Source organism: Nonomuraea spiralis (genome assembly GCF_014648435.1).
Taxonomy (GTDB): Bacteria; Actinomycetota; Actinomycetes; order Streptosporangiales; family Streptosporangiaceae; genus Nonomuraea; species Nonomuraea spiralis.
This window is the reverse complement of sequence record NZ_BMRC01000009.1, coordinates 236,806-251,154: the sequence shown is the minus strand read 5'-3', so window position 1 is coordinate 251,154 and position 14,349 is coordinate 236,806. Positions and strand designations below refer to the sequence as shown.

14 protein-coding genes are annotated in these 14,349 nt (G+C 74.6%); 8 read left to right on the top strand and 6 right to left on the bottom strand.

Going from position 1 to position 14,349, the window contains the following annotated elements; all coding sequences use genetic code 11:
* The first annotated feature begins 77 nt into the window (after positions 1 to 77).
* From IEZ27_RS23965 to IEZ27_RS23940, 6 genes are all read left to right on the top strand, one after another.
* Positions 78 to 446, top strand: coding sequence for a hypothetical protein (locus tag IEZ27_RS23965; protein ID WP_189649291.1), 369 nt, complete (start codon positions 78 to 80; stop codon positions 444 to 446).
* A gap of 240 nt (positions 447 to 686) precedes the next feature.
* Positions 687 to 1,493: a rod shape-determining protein gene (locus IEZ27_RS23960; RefSeq protein ID WP_189649290.1), complete on the top strand. Its 807-nt coding sequence runs from the start codon at positions 687 to 689 to the stop codon at positions 1,491 to 1,493.
* A 32-nt stretch (positions 1,494 to 1,525) separates the two neighbouring features.
* Entirely contained in the window at positions 1,526 to 1,852 is a 327-nt protein-coding gene (locus IEZ27_RS23955; RefSeq protein ID WP_125636292.1) for a TraR/DksA family transcriptional regulator, read from the top strand.
* Positions 1,853 to 1,945: 93 nt separating this feature from the next.
* A complete protein-coding gene (locus tag IEZ27_RS23950; protein WP_189649289.1) occupies positions 1,946 to 2,509 on the top strand; it encodes a TetR/AcrR family transcriptional regulator in 564 nt (187 codons plus the stop codon).
* Between the two features lie 55 nt (positions 2,510 to 2,564).
* The gene (locus tag IEZ27_RS23945) at positions 2,565 to 4,502 is read left to right on the top strand and encodes an alpha/beta fold hydrolase (protein ID WP_229824269.1); all 1,938 of its coding nucleotides are present in this window, start codon (positions 2,565 to 2,567) and stop codon (positions 4,500 to 4,502) included.
* A gap of 5 nt (positions 4,503 to 4,507) precedes the next feature.
* Positions 4,508 to 5,347, top strand: a complete 840-nt coding sequence (locus tag IEZ27_RS23940) for a phosphotransferase (RefSeq protein WP_229824268.1) — start codon at positions 4,508 to 4,510, stop codon at positions 5,345 to 5,347.
* Positions 5,348 to 5,357: 10 nt separating this feature from the next.
* Here the strand turns inward: IEZ27_RS23940 and IEZ27_RS23935 are convergent, their stop codons facing one another.
* From IEZ27_RS23935 to IEZ27_RS23920, 4 genes are all read right to left on the bottom strand, one after another.
* Positions 5,358 to 7,100 (bottom strand): SpoIIE family protein phosphatase, encoded by a 1,743-nt coding sequence (locus tag IEZ27_RS23935; RefSeq protein ID WP_189649287.1) that lies wholly within the window; start codon positions 7,098 to 7,100, stop codon positions 5,358 to 5,360.
* Positions 7,101 to 7,161: 61 nt separating this feature from the next.
* Positions 7,162 to 7,614 (bottom strand): ATP-binding protein, encoded by a 453-nt coding sequence (locus IEZ27_RS23930; RefSeq protein ID WP_189649286.1) that lies wholly within the window; start codon positions 7,612 to 7,614, stop codon positions 7,162 to 7,164.
* An 86-nt stretch (positions 7,615 to 7,700) separates the two neighbouring features.
* The gene (crcB, locus tag IEZ27_RS23925; protein WP_189649285.1) at positions 7,701 to 8,066 is read right to left on the bottom strand and encodes a fluoride efflux transporter CrcB; all 366 of its coding nucleotides are present in this window, start codon (positions 8,064 to 8,066) and stop codon (positions 7,701 to 7,703) included.
* The gene (locus IEZ27_RS23920; RefSeq protein ID WP_189649284.1) at positions 8,063 to 8,638 is read right to left on the bottom strand and encodes a fluoride efflux transporter FluC; all 576 of its coding nucleotides are present in this window, start codon (positions 8,636 to 8,638) and stop codon (positions 8,063 to 8,065) included. The genes crcB and IEZ27_RS23920 overlap by 4 nt, the downstream gene beginning before the upstream one ends.
* Positions 8,639 to 8,864: 226 nt before the next feature.
* Between IEZ27_RS23920 and IEZ27_RS23915 the strand changes: the two genes are divergently transcribed.
* Complete coding sequence (locus IEZ27_RS23915; RefSeq protein WP_189649283.1) at positions 8,865 to 9,188, top strand: hypothetical protein; 324 nt, start codon at positions 8,865 to 8,867, stop codon at positions 9,186 to 9,188.
* Positions 9,189 to 9,191: 3 nt separating this feature from the next.
* Positions 9,192 to 10,034: a hypothetical protein gene (locus IEZ27_RS23910; RefSeq protein ID WP_189649282.1), complete on the top strand. Its 843-nt coding sequence runs from the start codon at positions 9,192 to 9,194 to the stop codon at positions 10,032 to 10,034.
* A gap of 5 nt (positions 10,035 to 10,039) precedes the next feature.
* Here IEZ27_RS23910 and IEZ27_RS23905 read toward each other — a convergent pair whose 3' ends face one another.
* Together IEZ27_RS23905 and IEZ27_RS23900 are read right to left on the bottom strand one after the other, a co-directional pair.
* Positions 10,040 to 13,498, bottom strand: coding sequence for a protein kinase domain-containing protein (locus IEZ27_RS23905; RefSeq protein WP_189649281.1), 3,459 nt, complete (start codon positions 13,496 to 13,498; stop codon positions 10,040 to 10,042).
* The gene (locus IEZ27_RS23900) at positions 13,488 to 14,318 is read right to left on the bottom strand and encodes a serine/threonine-protein kinase (RefSeq protein ID WP_189649280.1); all 831 of its coding nucleotides are present in this window, start codon (positions 14,316 to 14,318) and stop codon (positions 13,488 to 13,490) included. Before IEZ27_RS23900 ends, IEZ27_RS23905 begins: the two co-directional genes overlap by 11 nt.
* Between the last annotated feature and the right edge of the window lie 31 nt (positions 14,319 to 14,349).

The window sequence follows — 14,349 nt, the reverse complement described above, 5'->3', positions numbered from 1 at the left end:
CCCCCCGCGGACCGTCCTTGCGAATCGGGAAACGGACGGTAATGCCTTTTCTCACCGCCTGGGCTATGGTCGGCCTTATGACGGGACCGTGGAGAACCACACGAGGCCCCATCGCGCTGTGCTGCGTGGTGGGCCTGGTTCTGCTGTCCCTGCTGGTCGCCGGCCCCTCCTACGCCGACGACCAGACATCCGCGCAACCCTTCTCCACCGGCCACGAGTGGAACCCGGACAAGGGCGGCGACCGGATGCCGAGCCTGCCGCCCCAGGCGTCCAGCGGCCGTGAGCACCACGTGCTCTCGCTCTGGCCGCCGCTGCGCGGCATGCGCCACGCCGAGGCCGCCCATCTCACGCTGCTCCCGGCGCCCGGCACGGACGCGGCCGCGATCCGCGATCCGCAGCAGATCGGGCACCGCACGGCGGGCTCGCGCAGCCCGCCGCTGATCTAGCTCTCCTCCTTCACGAGTCGCCGCCTCCCGGCCGTGCCAAGCGCGCCGCGGGGCCGGTCGTCGCGTGTGCCCGGCCTTCGCGTGCCGGGTGCTCGTGCTGCCCGGCGCCCGCGGGTTCCCGTACGGCCCGAGGGCGCCGCCGTGGCGTTTCCCGGATACGGGACACGCCCTTTCTCTCGTCCTTCGCGTACGAGTCCCGCGTACGAGTCTTCCGCGTACGAGCAAGGAGCGATCATCGTCATGTCCGACGTCGGATCAGTCCACGAACACTCACCGCGACCACCCGCGGTCCACCGCGCCCATGTGGTGCTCGACCTGGGAACCTCGCGCACCCGTTCGCTGTCCCTGGACGGGTTCGCCATCGCCGACCGGCCCTCGGCGGTCGTCGTCCCGTCGCCGGAGAGCGCGGCCGGGATGCCGGTCCGCCCGATCCGGCGCGGCATGGTCGTCGACCCGGGGGCCTGCCTGCGGCTCGTGCATCTCGTGCTGCAGGACGCCTGGCTCTCCGGAGGCAGGCCGCTGGAGCACGTGATGGCCGGGGTGCCGAGGGCGGCGACGGGCAGCGACCGCCAGGCGGTGCGCACGGCTGTCGCGGAGGCGGCCGGCTGCGAGGTGACGCTGGTCGAGGCGCCGCTGGCGGCCGCCGCCGGCGCGGGCGTGGACATCGCGGGTCCCGGGCCGTACCTGGTGCTGGACGTGGGGGCGGGCATCGTCGAGGCCGTCGTCGTCAGCGGCGGCTTCGTCACCGACGCCGCGGCGCTCCAGCTCAGCGCCACGACCAGCGCCGGCCTGCTGCCGGACGCGCTGGAGGGCGTCGTGGAGATGACGGCCGGCCTGCTGCGCCGCCAGCCCGCCCACCTCCGTCCGGCGGCCCGCGCCAACGGCCTGACCGTCACGGGCGGGGGCGCGCTGCAGACGCGGCTGCTCGACCGCCTGCACACGGTCCTTCGTACGCAGGTCACCGCCACGCCGGAGCCTCAGCACGCCACCATCCGCGGCCTGCTGCGCCTGTGCCTGCGCCCGGCGGCGCCCGTAATCGCCCTCTGAATCCCCGCACCACCCGCGGAAAGGAACATTCGATGACCGACCACCTCAGCACCGTGCAGCTCCAGTCCCTGCGTCAGGACATCGACGAGCAGCTAGAGCGGCGTTCCCGCCACCTGCTGGGCCTCCAGGCCGCGGCCGAGGACGGCAGCGGCGCCGACGGCACCTGGCAGGAGCTGCTGGTCTCGCTCGCCACCGCCGACCGGGCCATCGCCGAGCTCACCCAGGCTCTCGACCGGCTGTCCACCGGCGCGTACGGCCGCTGCTCGCACTGCGAGGCGGGCATCCCGTTCGAACGGCTCAAGATCCGCCCGCTGGCGCGCTTCTGCATCAACTGCCAGCGCCGGCAGGAAGCCGCCTGACCACCGGGGCCGGCCGCCCGCGTCCCCCGGCGCGGGCGGCCGGCCCCGGGCCCGCTTGGACAGAAATATGCAGACCGGTCTAGTGTGAGCCGCATGGCGGTCAAAGGCGACGAGACGCGGGCAAGGATCATCGCGGCGGCCCGGACGCTGGTGGAGGCCCAGGGCTCCCACGGCACCGGCCTCAACGAGGTGCTCGCGGTGGCCGGCGCCCCCCGAGGCTCGCTCTACCACCACTTCCCCGGCGGCAAGGACCAGCTCGTCGGCGAGGCGCTCACCGCCGCCGGACGGGAGGTCGACGCCATGATCGCCGGCCTGGCCGACACGGTCCCCGACGTCCGCGAGCTGGTCCCGGCCCTCCTGGACGCGCTGGCCGACAGGATGGTCGCGGCCGATTACGCCAAGGGCTGCCCGGTGGCGACCGTGGCCCTGGAGGTCGCCTCGTCCAACGAGCACTTGCAGCGGATCTGCGGCGGCATCTACGAGGGCTGGCAACGACGGCTGGCCGACGCCCTGCGCGCCGGCGGGCACGAGGCGGCCGACGACCTCGCGGCGACCGTGCTCGCGCTGGTCGAAGGCTCGCTGGTGCTGGCCCGCGCCGGCCGTAGCCGCCTTCCCGTCGAACGGGCCCGCCGTCAGCTCGTCAGGCTGCTGGCGTGAGCGGGCGGTTTTCCGTGCCCGCAGAATATGCAGATCGGTCTAGAGAGGATTGCTGATGGAAGACGCCGTGGTGTTCGGCGCGACCGGCTTCGTCGGGAGATGGACGGTCCTGCACCTGCTGGACCAGGACCGTACGGTGGCGGCCGTCGTCCGCCGCCGGGACGACGCGTTGCGCGACTGGCTGCGCGGGCACGGCGTGGACGCCACGCGGCTCGTACTGGTCGAGGGCGACGTCACCGCCGGGCCCGGCCTGGGCCTGAGCGCGGCCGACGACCGGCGGCTGACCGGCACGCGTGACGTGTTCAACGCCGCCGGCCTCTACCGCTTCGGCATGGAACGCGAGCAGGCCAGGGCGGTCAACGTCGAGGGCGCGCTCAACGTGCTGGAGTGGGCCGCCACCCGGCCCCGCCTGCGCCGGCTGGTCCACGTGTCGGGGTACCGCGTCGGGCTGGACCCCCACCCGCGCCACCCGCTCCCGGAGGCCGAACTGGCGGCCCTGTACCGGACAAAGGGGGCGTACGAGGGCTCGAAGGCCGAGGGGGACGCGGCCGTACGGGTGAGCGCGGCGCGGCTCGGCGTACCGCTGACCGTGGTGAACCCGAGCAGCGTCATCGGCCATTCGCGCACCGGCGAGGCCGGCCAGTACCTCGGGCTGGCCGCGCTGGTCCGGGACCTGTGGACCGGACGGCTGCCGGCGCTGCCCGGCGGGGCCCGCACGTTCGTGCCCGTGGTGACGGTGGACCACTTCGCCCGGTTCATGGCCGCCGTGCCCGAGCACGATCCCGAGCCCGGCGGCCTGCACTGGGTGCTCGATCCCGCCACGCCCGACCTGCCGGACCTGATCCGGCTGCTCGCCGGTCACCTCGGCGTGCCCGCGCCGCGCTTCCGTGTGCCGGTGGCCCTGGTCCGCCGCCTGCCGCCCGCGCTGACCGGCGCCGATCCCGAGACGCTGGGCTTCCTGACCGAGGACCGTTACGACACGGGCTCGGCCGACCGGGTCGCCCGCTCGGCGGGGCTACGGCAGCCGCCCGCCGGGGACGCGCTGCGCCGCTGGGCCGACCGCCTGGTCGCGGACCGCTTCGGGGCGGCGCCGGCCGCGCGTCCCGGGGGGTTCCACGACGTGGCCGGGTCGCGTACGTACGTCGCCGGGGACCGCACCTCGCCGGACCTGGTGCTCCTGCACGGCCTCCCGCTCGACGGCGACTCCTGGCACGCCCTGCTCGACGAACTGGACAGCACTCCCTCCCACCTCCCCGACGAACTGGACAGCACCCCATCCGCCCAACCCGACGAACAGGACGGCACCCCATCCGCCCTTGTCGCCGATCTGCCGGGGTTGGGGCGTTCGTCACCCACTGCGGCGAGCCCGCTGGAGTGGCTGACCGGGCTGCTGGCGCCGGTGCGCACCCGTCCGGTGATCGTCGCCCATTCGGCCGCCGCCGCGCCCGCGCTCCGCTACGCCGCCGCCCACCCCGGCCGGGTCGCGGCCCTGGTCCTGCTCTCCCCCTACTTCCTCCAGCGGAGGCCGTCCCGGCTCACCCTGCTGCTCGCCGGCCCCCTCCTCAGAAGAGGCGGCGCCGACCGTCTCACGACCTCCCTTCTCGGCCCGGCCGTCCCGGACGAGGGCGTCCGGGAGGCGGTGGCCGGCGCCGCCGCCGGGCTGCGGCGTCCCGGGGTCGCCCGGCGCACCGCGCGCGTGTTGCGGGCCGCGCACCGCCCCGCCGAACGCGCCGCCCTCCGTACGCTGCTCGGCGGCCCGGTCCCCGTGCACCTCGTGGCCGGCGAACTGGACCCGCTGACCGGCGACCCGGGCCCCATAGCCTCTGTCACCACCATCGAGGGCGCCGGGCACCATCCGCACCTCACCCACCCGGCCGCCGTCGCGGAGATCGTCCGGCAGATCGCCCGCGGGTACGTCCCGGACGGTTGTCCGCCCCCGCCCGCGCCTGAGATCATGACCGACCCACTCCCCCAGAACGTCAGGAAACGATGAACTCCTTGACCTACACCGAACCCGCCGACCCCCAACCCGAGATCCAGCTCGCCGGCGGCGACGTCACCGCGGGCGTCGTCCGCGTCGGCGACACCGTACGCCGCCCCGTGGGCACCAACTCCCCGCTCGTCCACGCGCTGCTGCGGCACCTGGAGGAGGCCGGGTTCGCGGGCGCGCCGCGTTTCCTCGGCATCGACGCCGCGGGACGCGAGGTGCTGACCTTCGTCCCCGGGGAGGTCGCCGGGCGTCCCAGGCCGGCGTGGCTGGCCGACGAGGAGCGGCTGACCTCCGTGGGCCGGCTGGTACGCGCCTACCACGAGGCGGTGGCGGGGTTCGTCCTGCCCGAGGGCGTACGGGCCGACTTCGGGTTCAGCGAGCCGCCGGGCATGCCGCCCGCGCCGCCGTACCCGCCGGAGCTGGTCGGGCACCTGGACTACACGCCGGACAACATCGTGTTCCGCGACGGCGAGGCCGTGGGACTGATCGACTTCGACATGGCCAGGCCGACGAGCCGGGTCGACGAGCTGATGAACGCGATGATGTACTGGGCGCCGCTGGCCGACCCCGCCGACGCCGATCCGCCCCTGCACGAGGTGGACGTGCCGCGCCGCTGCCGCCTGCTCGCCGACGCCTACGGGATGTCGGAGACCGACCGGGCACGCCTGGTCGAGGTGGCCCTGCTGCGTACCCGGCGGTCGTGGTTCTCGATGCGGCAGATCGCCGAGGAACAGGGCGGCGGCTGGGCCCGGATGTGGGAGGAGGGCGTCGGCGACCGGATCAAGCGGCGCGAGACGTGGCTGGAGCGGCACGCCGTGGCGATCGACGCCGCCCTCACCGCACCCTGATCGCCGGGTCCTACCTTCCGGGAGGCGGCAGACGCAGGGCGAGCAGCGCGATGTCGTCCGTACGCGGCGACGGCGCGAGCGCCAGCACCTCCTCGCAGAAGTCGTGGAGCGAGCTCCGGGCCAGCGTGCCGGCGTGGCGGCGCAGCCGGGCCAGGCTGGTGTCCAGGTTCGTGCCGGGCACCTCGACCAGCCCGTCGGTGTAGAGCAGCAGCGTGCTGCCCGGCGGCAGCGGGACCAGGGCGTCGCGCCGGGCCACGTCGTCGAGGTGCACGCCCAGCAGCAGGGACTGCCCCTCCTCCAGGTAGCGGGCCTGCCCGTGCGCGGTGACGAGCAGCGGCGGCAGGTGACCGGCGCTGGTCCAGCGCAACATCCGCGTGTCCGGCTCGCCGCCGGGCCGCGGCGGCTCGATGCGGGCCAGGATCACCGAGGCCGTGGGGACGTCGCTGGCCACGGCCATGACCTTGTTGAGCCGGTCGAGGATGAGGCTGGGCGACTCCTTGTGGTCGCAGGCCAGGGCGCGCAGCATGTTGCGGAGCTGGGCCATCTGCCCGGCGGCCTCCAGGTCGTGGCCGGCGACGTCGCCGATGGCGATCGCGGTGACGCCGTCGGGCAGCACGAACGCGTCGTACCAGTCGCCGCCCACCTGTGAGCCGGCCGGGGCGGCCAGGTAGCGGGCGGCGAGCTGGAGGTGGTCCACCTGGGGCAACGGGGTCAGCAGGTGGCGCTGCATGGTGTCGACGATGTCGCGCTGCTGGCCGAACAGGCAGGCGTTGTCGGCCGCCAGGGCCGCGGTGCGGGCGATGTCGGCCACCAGGTCCACGTCCGCCTCCGTGTACGGCCGCGTCGCGCTGGTACGCGCCACCGTCAGCGCCCCCAGCACGCGGCGCGGCGTACGCAGCGGCGCCACGATCGCCGACGAGCCGCCCAGCACGTTGAACAGGGCGTCGTGCGCCGCGGCCAGCGGCCCGTCGGGCGGGGCGGCGATCTGCTCGGGGCCGAGCAGCAGCGCCTGCTCCCCGCGCAACACCCGGACCAGCGCCGACCGGGAGGCCCCCTTCGGCAGCGACGGCAACTCGGCGAACCAGGACGGGTCCACCGGCTCGACCCCGGACGCGGCGACGGCCAGCCGGCGCAGGTCGCGCGGACCCAGGAACATGTCCACGGCCGCCCAGTCGGCCAGGCGCGGCACCAGCAGCCGGCCGAGCCGCGTCATCGCCTCGTTCACGTCCAGCGTCTGGGTGAGGACGGCGCTGAGCTCGGTCAGCAGGCGGAACTGCTCGGTCAGCTTCTGGGCGCGGACGAGCTGCTCGGCCTGCCGGCCGGCCGCGTCGAGGCGTTCGACGATGTCGATGAAGACGACGACCACGCCGGCCGGCTCGCCGTCCGGGTCGAGGGGCGAGGCCAGCCAGGACACCGGGAGCAGCGAGCCGCCGGCGGTGGCGAAGGTGGCGAACTCGCTGCGTACGGACCGGCCCTCCCGGCACACCGTCACCAGCTCGCAGCCGGAGCGGGGCGGGAGGGTGCCGTCGAGGCGGCGGTGCAGCATGTCGTGCGCGTCGGCGCCGCGCAGCTCGTCGGTGGGGAAGCCCAGCAGGGTCGCCGCCGCGGGGTTGGCCCACGTGATGTGGCCGGCCGGATCGGTGAGGTAGATGCCCATGCCCGTGCCGTCGAACGCCGCGCGCAGCAGCCACTCCTGGGGCTGTCCGCCGGAGCCGTCCGGACGGTGTGCGATGTCACCCCGATCAGCCATCATCACACTACGTTATCGGATGATTACTGACATGCGGGCTTCGAGTAGAAGGAATGTGCCAGGGCTAGGACCACGGGAATGCGCCGGCCATGGCGTCGCTCCGACGCCTCCCGCGATCGCGGGAGGCGTCCGAGGGCGTCAGCATGCGCAGCCGCAGCCGGGAGCCGAGGCCGGTCTGCTCCAGCGCGACGGAGTCGCACAACTGCTGGATCACCCACAGGCCGAAGCCGTGGGAGGCGGTCGGGTCGACGCCGGCGGCGTCGAGGTGGTCGGGGGACAGGCGGCCCGCGGTGTCCAGGATCTCCACGCACACGCCGATCGCGTCCCGGGTCGCGGTGACCAGGCCGGCCGAGCCGCCGTGGTCGAGGACGTTGGTGACGGCCTCGTTCACCGCGAGCACCAGGTCCTCCAGCCGCTCGCCGGCCAGGCCGCCGTGGCGGCCGTGGATGCGCACCAGGTCGCGGATGAACGCAAGATCGGCGCTGATGGGACAGCGCAGCTCGAACTCCACACGCATGATCGTCTCGTCTGTCGGGCGTCGGGATGGGGTACGCCGGCCCTCTTCAGCTTTCCCGTCGATCGATCGTCAAACGCGCCGGCCGCTCACCCGGTGACGGCCTGGGCCAGGGCGATGCCGCACCAGGCCGCTCCGAGGCCGGCCGCGACGCCGGCCACGGCGTTGAGCGCGGCGTAGGTGCGGGCGCCGTTCTGCAGCAGCCGCAGGGTCTCGTAACCGAAGGTGGAGTACGTGGTCAGCGCCCCGCACAGGCCCGTGCCGAGGAGGGCGCGCACCCCGTCGGAAGTGGGCAGCGCGAGCAGGAAGCCGAGCAGCGCCGACCCGGCCACGTTCACGGTGAAGGTGCCCCAGGGGAACTGGCTGTCGTGCCGGGCCTGGACGGCGCGGTCGACCAGGTAGCGGGCGGGCGCGCCCACGGCGGCCCCGAGCGCCACCAGCAGCAGCGTCGTCACGGCCGCCCTCCTCCCTGGGAGGTACGGGCGCCGAAGCGGCCGAACAGCCCGCGTCCGAGCGTCTGCCCCAGGAACACCGCGGCCAGCGCCGTGACCAAGGTGACCGCCAGGTACGCCAGCGCCGTGCGCGGCTCCCCCGCGGCCAGGGCCCCCTGGGCGTCGGCGATGGAGGTGGAGAACGTGGTGTAGCCGCCGAGCACGCCCACACCGAGGAACGGCCGGGTCAGCGGATGGGCCTGCCAGACCTCGGTGATGGCCACCATCAGCAGCCCGATCAGCAGGCACCCGGAGACGTTGACGGCCAGCGTCGGCCAGGCGAAGCCGCCGGGCGGCACCGGGAAGGCGGTCAGGACGGCGTACCGGGCCAGCGCGCCGAGCACGCCGCCGGCCGCGATGACGGCGAGGGTGGCGACCGGCGCCCGGGCCAGCTCCCTGCGCTGGGCGGGCACATGGAGGTCGATGTCGGGATCGACCGCGGCGCCCGGATCGACCTCCGCCCGGACGGCGTGCGCACCACCGAGCTGCTCCTCCTCGGAGGCGGGATCGGGCCTGCCGGGACGGGCGTGAGTCATGAGGCATCTCCTACCAGCACGTGAGCGTGGCACATCTCTGGCAGGGACCGTTGGCGGCCGACGCCGCGGTTATCCCCGAACGGACGGGGGGCGGCGGGCCCCACCGCCGCGGCTCCCGGCACAGGGGAGCCGCCCCCATCATACCGGCGGCCCCGACCGAGCCCCGTCGTTGACAGGGTTCGCGACCTGCACCAAGGTGAACCCAGGCCGACAGGAGGGGGCGCCCATGTCGAACGAGCGCGAGCTTCCGGGAGTGAACAGCATGCCGCCGCCGCCACGCCGGGGCGACGGCGCCGACTACTCGGTGGCCACGGGCGAGGACAAGGCGGCCACCGCCTTCCGCCGCGCCCTGAGCTCCCCCCGCAGCCGCGAGGCCGTGCGCGCGCTGGTCGACGCCGACGGCCAGCTGCCGATCGCCGACCTGCAGAGCCGGGCCGGGATGCCGTTCCTGCAGTTCACGGCGATGCTGGCCGAGCTGGCGGAGGACGGCCTGGTGACCGTGACGGGCCCGCCCGGCGACGAGATCGTCCACCTCTACCGCGAGGCCTGAGCCATGTGGATCTCGTACGCCGCGGTGGCGCTCATCGGGGCGATGGTGGCGCTGGCCGAGCTGGTGTCCCGCTACCGCGACGACCCCTCGGGCGCGCTGCTGTCGGTCCCGGCCGCGCTCTACCTGGCGGTCAACGCGGGGGGCGCCGTGGCGGCCCTGTGGATGGTCACCCAGTTCCGGTGGACGTTCGGCGCGGCCGGGGAGAGTGTCGCGTTCACGCAGGTGCTGGTGGCCGGGTTCGGGTCGGGCGCGCTGTTCCGCAGCTCGCTGTTCAACGTCACCGCGGGCAACCAGGTCATCGGGGTCGGGCCGAGCGCGGTGCTCACCGTGATCCTGTCGGCCACCGACCGGGCGGTCGATCGAGGGCGAGCGCGGATCCGGACGAAGGTGGTCGGCGAGATCATGGCCGGGTTCCCGTTCGAGCGTGGCGCGGACGCCCTGTTCCAGTACAGCATGGCGGCCCTGCAGAACTTCACTCCCGCCGAGACCAAGGTGGTGGAGGACCGGATCACCTCCCTGCGTTCGGGCCGCGAGGCCACGCTGCCCGAGCAGGTCAAGTCGTACGTGCTGGGGTTGTCGTTGCAGGCGCTGGTCGGCGAGAAGGTGCTGATGGAGCTGGTGGCCTCGTTGCGGCCGATACTCGACCAGACGCCGCCCGCCGAGCAGGTGCTGCTCGACGCCCTCCGGGCCAACGGCGGGTCCGAGCCGCGCAAGTTGCAGGCGCTGTCGGGCCTGCAGCTCTTCGAGTTCTCCCGCGTGCTCGACGCGCTGATCGCCGCCGGGCGCGTCTCGGTCGACACCGCCTCCGGCCGCGAGATCGTCACCGTGGCCAAGGCCGCCGGCTAGCCCGATCAGCGCTCCCGCCGGCCGTGCAGGCCGTCGAGGGAGGTGCGCAGGCGGCGGCGCCAGTGGCCGACGCGGTGGGGCGTCCACCGGCGGACCTGGCGTTCAAGCTCGCGGGCGACCTCCTCGGTCCCGGCGGCGTCGCCGACCACCGTCAGGCACGTCGCCAGCCCGATGTGGGCGTCGAACCAGCGTTCGCGGTGGCGCTCCCCGCCGCTCCGCCCGGCCAGCTCGCCGTAACTCGCGACCGCCGTACGGAAGCCGCGCAGCGCCGGGGCGTCCCGCTGGGCGTGCAGCGCAGTGACGCCGAGGCTGAGGCCGAGCTCACCGGCCAGTACGGCGGCCGCCTCGCCACGATGCCTGCGACTCAGCCAGAGCGCGCTCCCGAGCAGCGGTTCGAGCAGCCGCGACGCCTCGTGGGTGTGGCCGGACCGGCCGAGCTCCCCCGCCTGGGCCATCGACGCCTCGATCCCGGCCAGCCGCTCGCCGAGGCGCTCGGGCGGAAGGGCCAGCAGGGCGTCGAGCTCGGCGATCTGGCCGTCCAGCACCCTGAACAGGGTGGCCGTGTCGGGAGGCTCGGCGCCCGTGGACTCGTACAGGCGGCGGGCGATGCCGGGGTGGCTCCTGAGCCTGCTCATCGACACGTCGTCGTCGCCCAGGCCGCCGCCGGACGCGCGGGCCTGCCGGTAGGCGTCCGCGGCCTCCTCGACGCGGCCCAGCATGTGCAGCGCGGATCCGGTCAGGTAGGCGCAGCGGAAGGCGTCGAAGCGCAGGTCGGGGCGGTTGGGCAGGACCTCGGCGTACAGGGCCGCGGCCGTGGCGCCCTCCTGCGCGGCCTGCTCGGGGCGTCCCGTCTCCATCAGGAGCGAGGCCAGGCGCCGGTGGGAGTCTGCCAGCGCGGCGGCGTCCCGGCCGCCGGTCGCGGCCAGCGTCTCGGCGATGCCGGTGGCGGCGGCCAGCGCGTTCAGGGCCTCGTCGGCGTAACCGGCCTCGGCCAGGACGGCGCTGAGCGTCTCCAGGGTCAGCATCCGCGTGGTCGTCGCCTCGTCGCCGCCCTCGTCCAGAACGGCGAGGGCGGCCTCGCACTCGTCGAAGGCGGCCTGGAGGTCGCCGGACCTGCGGTGCACGACGGCCCGCTCGCGGTGGATCGTCGCGATCTGGGTGGCGAACCGCAATATACGGGCAGGGCCGAGCGCGGCGGCGTCGCGGGCGGCCTCGTCCAGCACCTCCAGCGCGCCGGGACGGGCGGCGTCCTCCAGGGTGATGGCCAGCCGGACGCGGGCCCTGATGAGCTGCCTGCCCCACCGGTCCATGCCCTCCAGCTCGGCCAGGCGACGCCATCGTTCGACCGCCGCGCGCACCGGTTCCAGCGCCTGCTCGGCGCCGAACAGGTTGAAGGTGAGCGTGGACTCGAACTCCAGGCACTCGCTCAGCTCGTCGGCCAGGTCGGTACGGCCGTCGCGGACGACCGCGCGCTCGTACAGCTCGCGGCCGCGCCGGTAGGCGGCCAGCGACTCCTGCGGCCTGCCCAGGTGCTCGTACGCGTACGCGGCGCTCACGCAGGCCGCGGCCAGCTCGGTGGACAGGTCGTGGCGGCCCTGGCGTTCGACCAGCGGGGTCAGGAGGTCCACGGCGCGGGTGGCGTGGACGAGCCGTTCGGGCATGCCGGAGGCCAGCGTGGCCCGGTTCATGGCCATGAGCGCGCGTACGACCGGGACGCTCTCGGCGGTGGGCGCGTCGTCCTCGTCCTCACCGGCGGCGGTGAGCAGGGCGTCGGCCTCGTCCCACAGCGCGGCGGCCGCCGCGCCGTCGCCCCGCCTCTCGCGCAGGGCCGCCGTCGCGGCCAGCACCCGGGCCTGGCCGCCGACGTTCCGCGCCGCGCGCAGCTCGTCGAGCGCCGCCCCCAGCGCTTCGAACGGGTCTCCCGAGCGGTCGGCGATCATGGTGTTGGCCAGGGCGAGCAGCGCCGAGCCACGCAACCGGGCGGCGTCCTCGGGGTCGCCGACGTCGTCCGCGCCCGCGATCGCCTCCTTGCCGACGGTACGCGCCTCGGCGAGGTCGCCGTGCTCGCGCAGCGCGATGGCCAGCCAGTGGAGCGTCCACGCGCGCATGGCGCGGTGGGCCGGGGTGGCGGTGTCCAGCAGCGCGGCGGCCGAACGCAGGTCGCCGATCGCGCCGCCGTCGTCGGCGAGGGCCTGCCTGACCCGCGCCTGGCTCACCAGAACCCGAGCCAGCACCTCGACGTTCCGCCCCTCGCCCTGCCTTCCCTCGCCCTGCCTTCCCTCGCCCTGCCGCCCCTCGGCGTTCCGGTCCTCGGTGAGGGTTTCGCGTAGGACGGTGGCCACGTCCTGGAAGGCGTGCAGGTCGGCGAGGGCGTGGGCGGCGAATCCGCCTCCCCTGCGCGGCCAGCGGGCGATCGCCTCGTCGGGGTCGCGGCCGACCGCCTCGTAGGCGAAGCGGAGGTAGCCACGCGGGTCCTCCCACCCCGCGCCCTCGCCGAACCTCCTGCTGCGCGGCTCGGACGACGCCGTGACCGAAGGCCGCCCCGGCGCCGTCAGGCCGGGTACGCCCACGACCCGCGACGCCTCCTCCAATGACCGCGGCCGGTCGGCGGGATCGAGGGCGAAACACGCCCTGAGCAGGTCCGCGACGTCAGGAGGCAGCGGCACCCGGCATGCCTGGCGCCCGCCCGCGACGGCGTCGAGCACGAACGGGACGACCGTACCCGACGGCCACGTCCGCTCGCCGACGAACATCTCCAGCACCGTGACCGCCCAGCTCCACAGGTCGGCCCCGCGACCGGCCGCGCGCCCCTCGGCCTGCTCGGGCGAGGCGTACGCGGAGGTGGCGCCGGCCGGCACCGCGGCGATGGTGTCCTGCTCCCCGGCGAGCTGGGTCCACAACACGTGTTTGGCCGCCTCGCCGAGGTCGCCCGCGATGTAGTCGATCACCGCCTCCAGCTGGGCGGTCTGGGCCGGCGGCACCTCGTGCCTGGAGGCCAGGCCGAAGTCGGCGATCTTGGCGGTGCCGTCCGCGTCGAACAGGATGTTGGCCGGTTTCACGTCCAGGTGCAGCATGCCCATGGCGTGGACGGCGTCCAGGCCCCAGGCGGCCTGCGCGGCGGCCGTCCGGATGGCGGTCTCGGTCAGGTCGCGGCGGGCGATGCGGTCGGCCAGGGAACCGCCGGGCGCGTACTCGCTGAAGACGGCCACCTCGTCGCCGATCGTACGGACGAAGCGGCAGGCGGTGATGTGCGGGTGGGCCGGGAGTACGACCCAGCGCTGCGCCTCGGCCAGCAGGCGTCCCTGCTCGACCAGGTCCTCGCTGACCAGGCGCTTGGCGGCGTAGCGCTCGCCGGAGCGGCGGCTGCGTACCAGGGTCACGCGGCCGTGGCCGCCCCGGCCGAGGTCTCGTTCGACGACGAAGTCACCGGCCACGACCTCGCCGGGCCGCCAGTCAGTCGTCATGCGTGGCCTCCTGAAGCTCGGCGCGCAGCTCGTCCGCGCTGGAATGGGGCAGCCCGTCGGCGTCGTCGAGGGCCCGGTCGAGCACACGGGCGACGGCCGCCGGCACGCCCGCGTCGCGTTCGGCGACGGGCACGGGCCTGGTGGTGCAGACCGTCAGCCACGGGTCACGCCCGGGGGTGAAGTCGCGCGGCGTGCTGCCGGTGAGCGCGTGGTACAGGGTCGCGGCCATGGCCCAGACGTCCACGCCGGGGCGGGCGTACTTGTAGTTGAGCACCTGCTCGCGCGGCATGAACGACGGCGTGCCGAGCAGCGCGCCGGTACGGGTCAGCCCGCTCCACCCGGCCGCCTCGAACGCCTTGGCCAACCCGAAGTCGGCGATCTTCGCCGTGCCGTCGGCGGTGAGCAGGATGTTGCGCGGCTTGATGTCGCGGTGGACGAACCCGGCGGCGTGCGCGTACGCCAGCCCGTCGAGCAGCCCGGCGAACATCGGCAGTGCCCGCTCGCAGGTGAGCGGCCCCCGCTCGGCCACCAGGTCGGCGAGACTCCCGCCCGCGCACAACTCCATGACGATGAACGGGATGCCGTCCGCCTCGCCCACGGCGGTGGCGTGCACGAGGTGGGGGTGGCGTAACGCGGTGCCGGCCCGCATCTCGCGGTCGAAGTACGCCGCCGCCTGTGGCTCCTTCTCGGCCAGGTCCGGCCGCATGAACTTGACCACTCCCGGCGTGCCGTCGTCACGGCGGGTGGCGGCGTGCACGACGCCCATGCCGCCGCGTCCGAGCTCCTCGCCGATGGACCACTCACCGAGTACGACGTCCATAGCCGGATCGTAGGCGTCCCCGTCCGGCCGC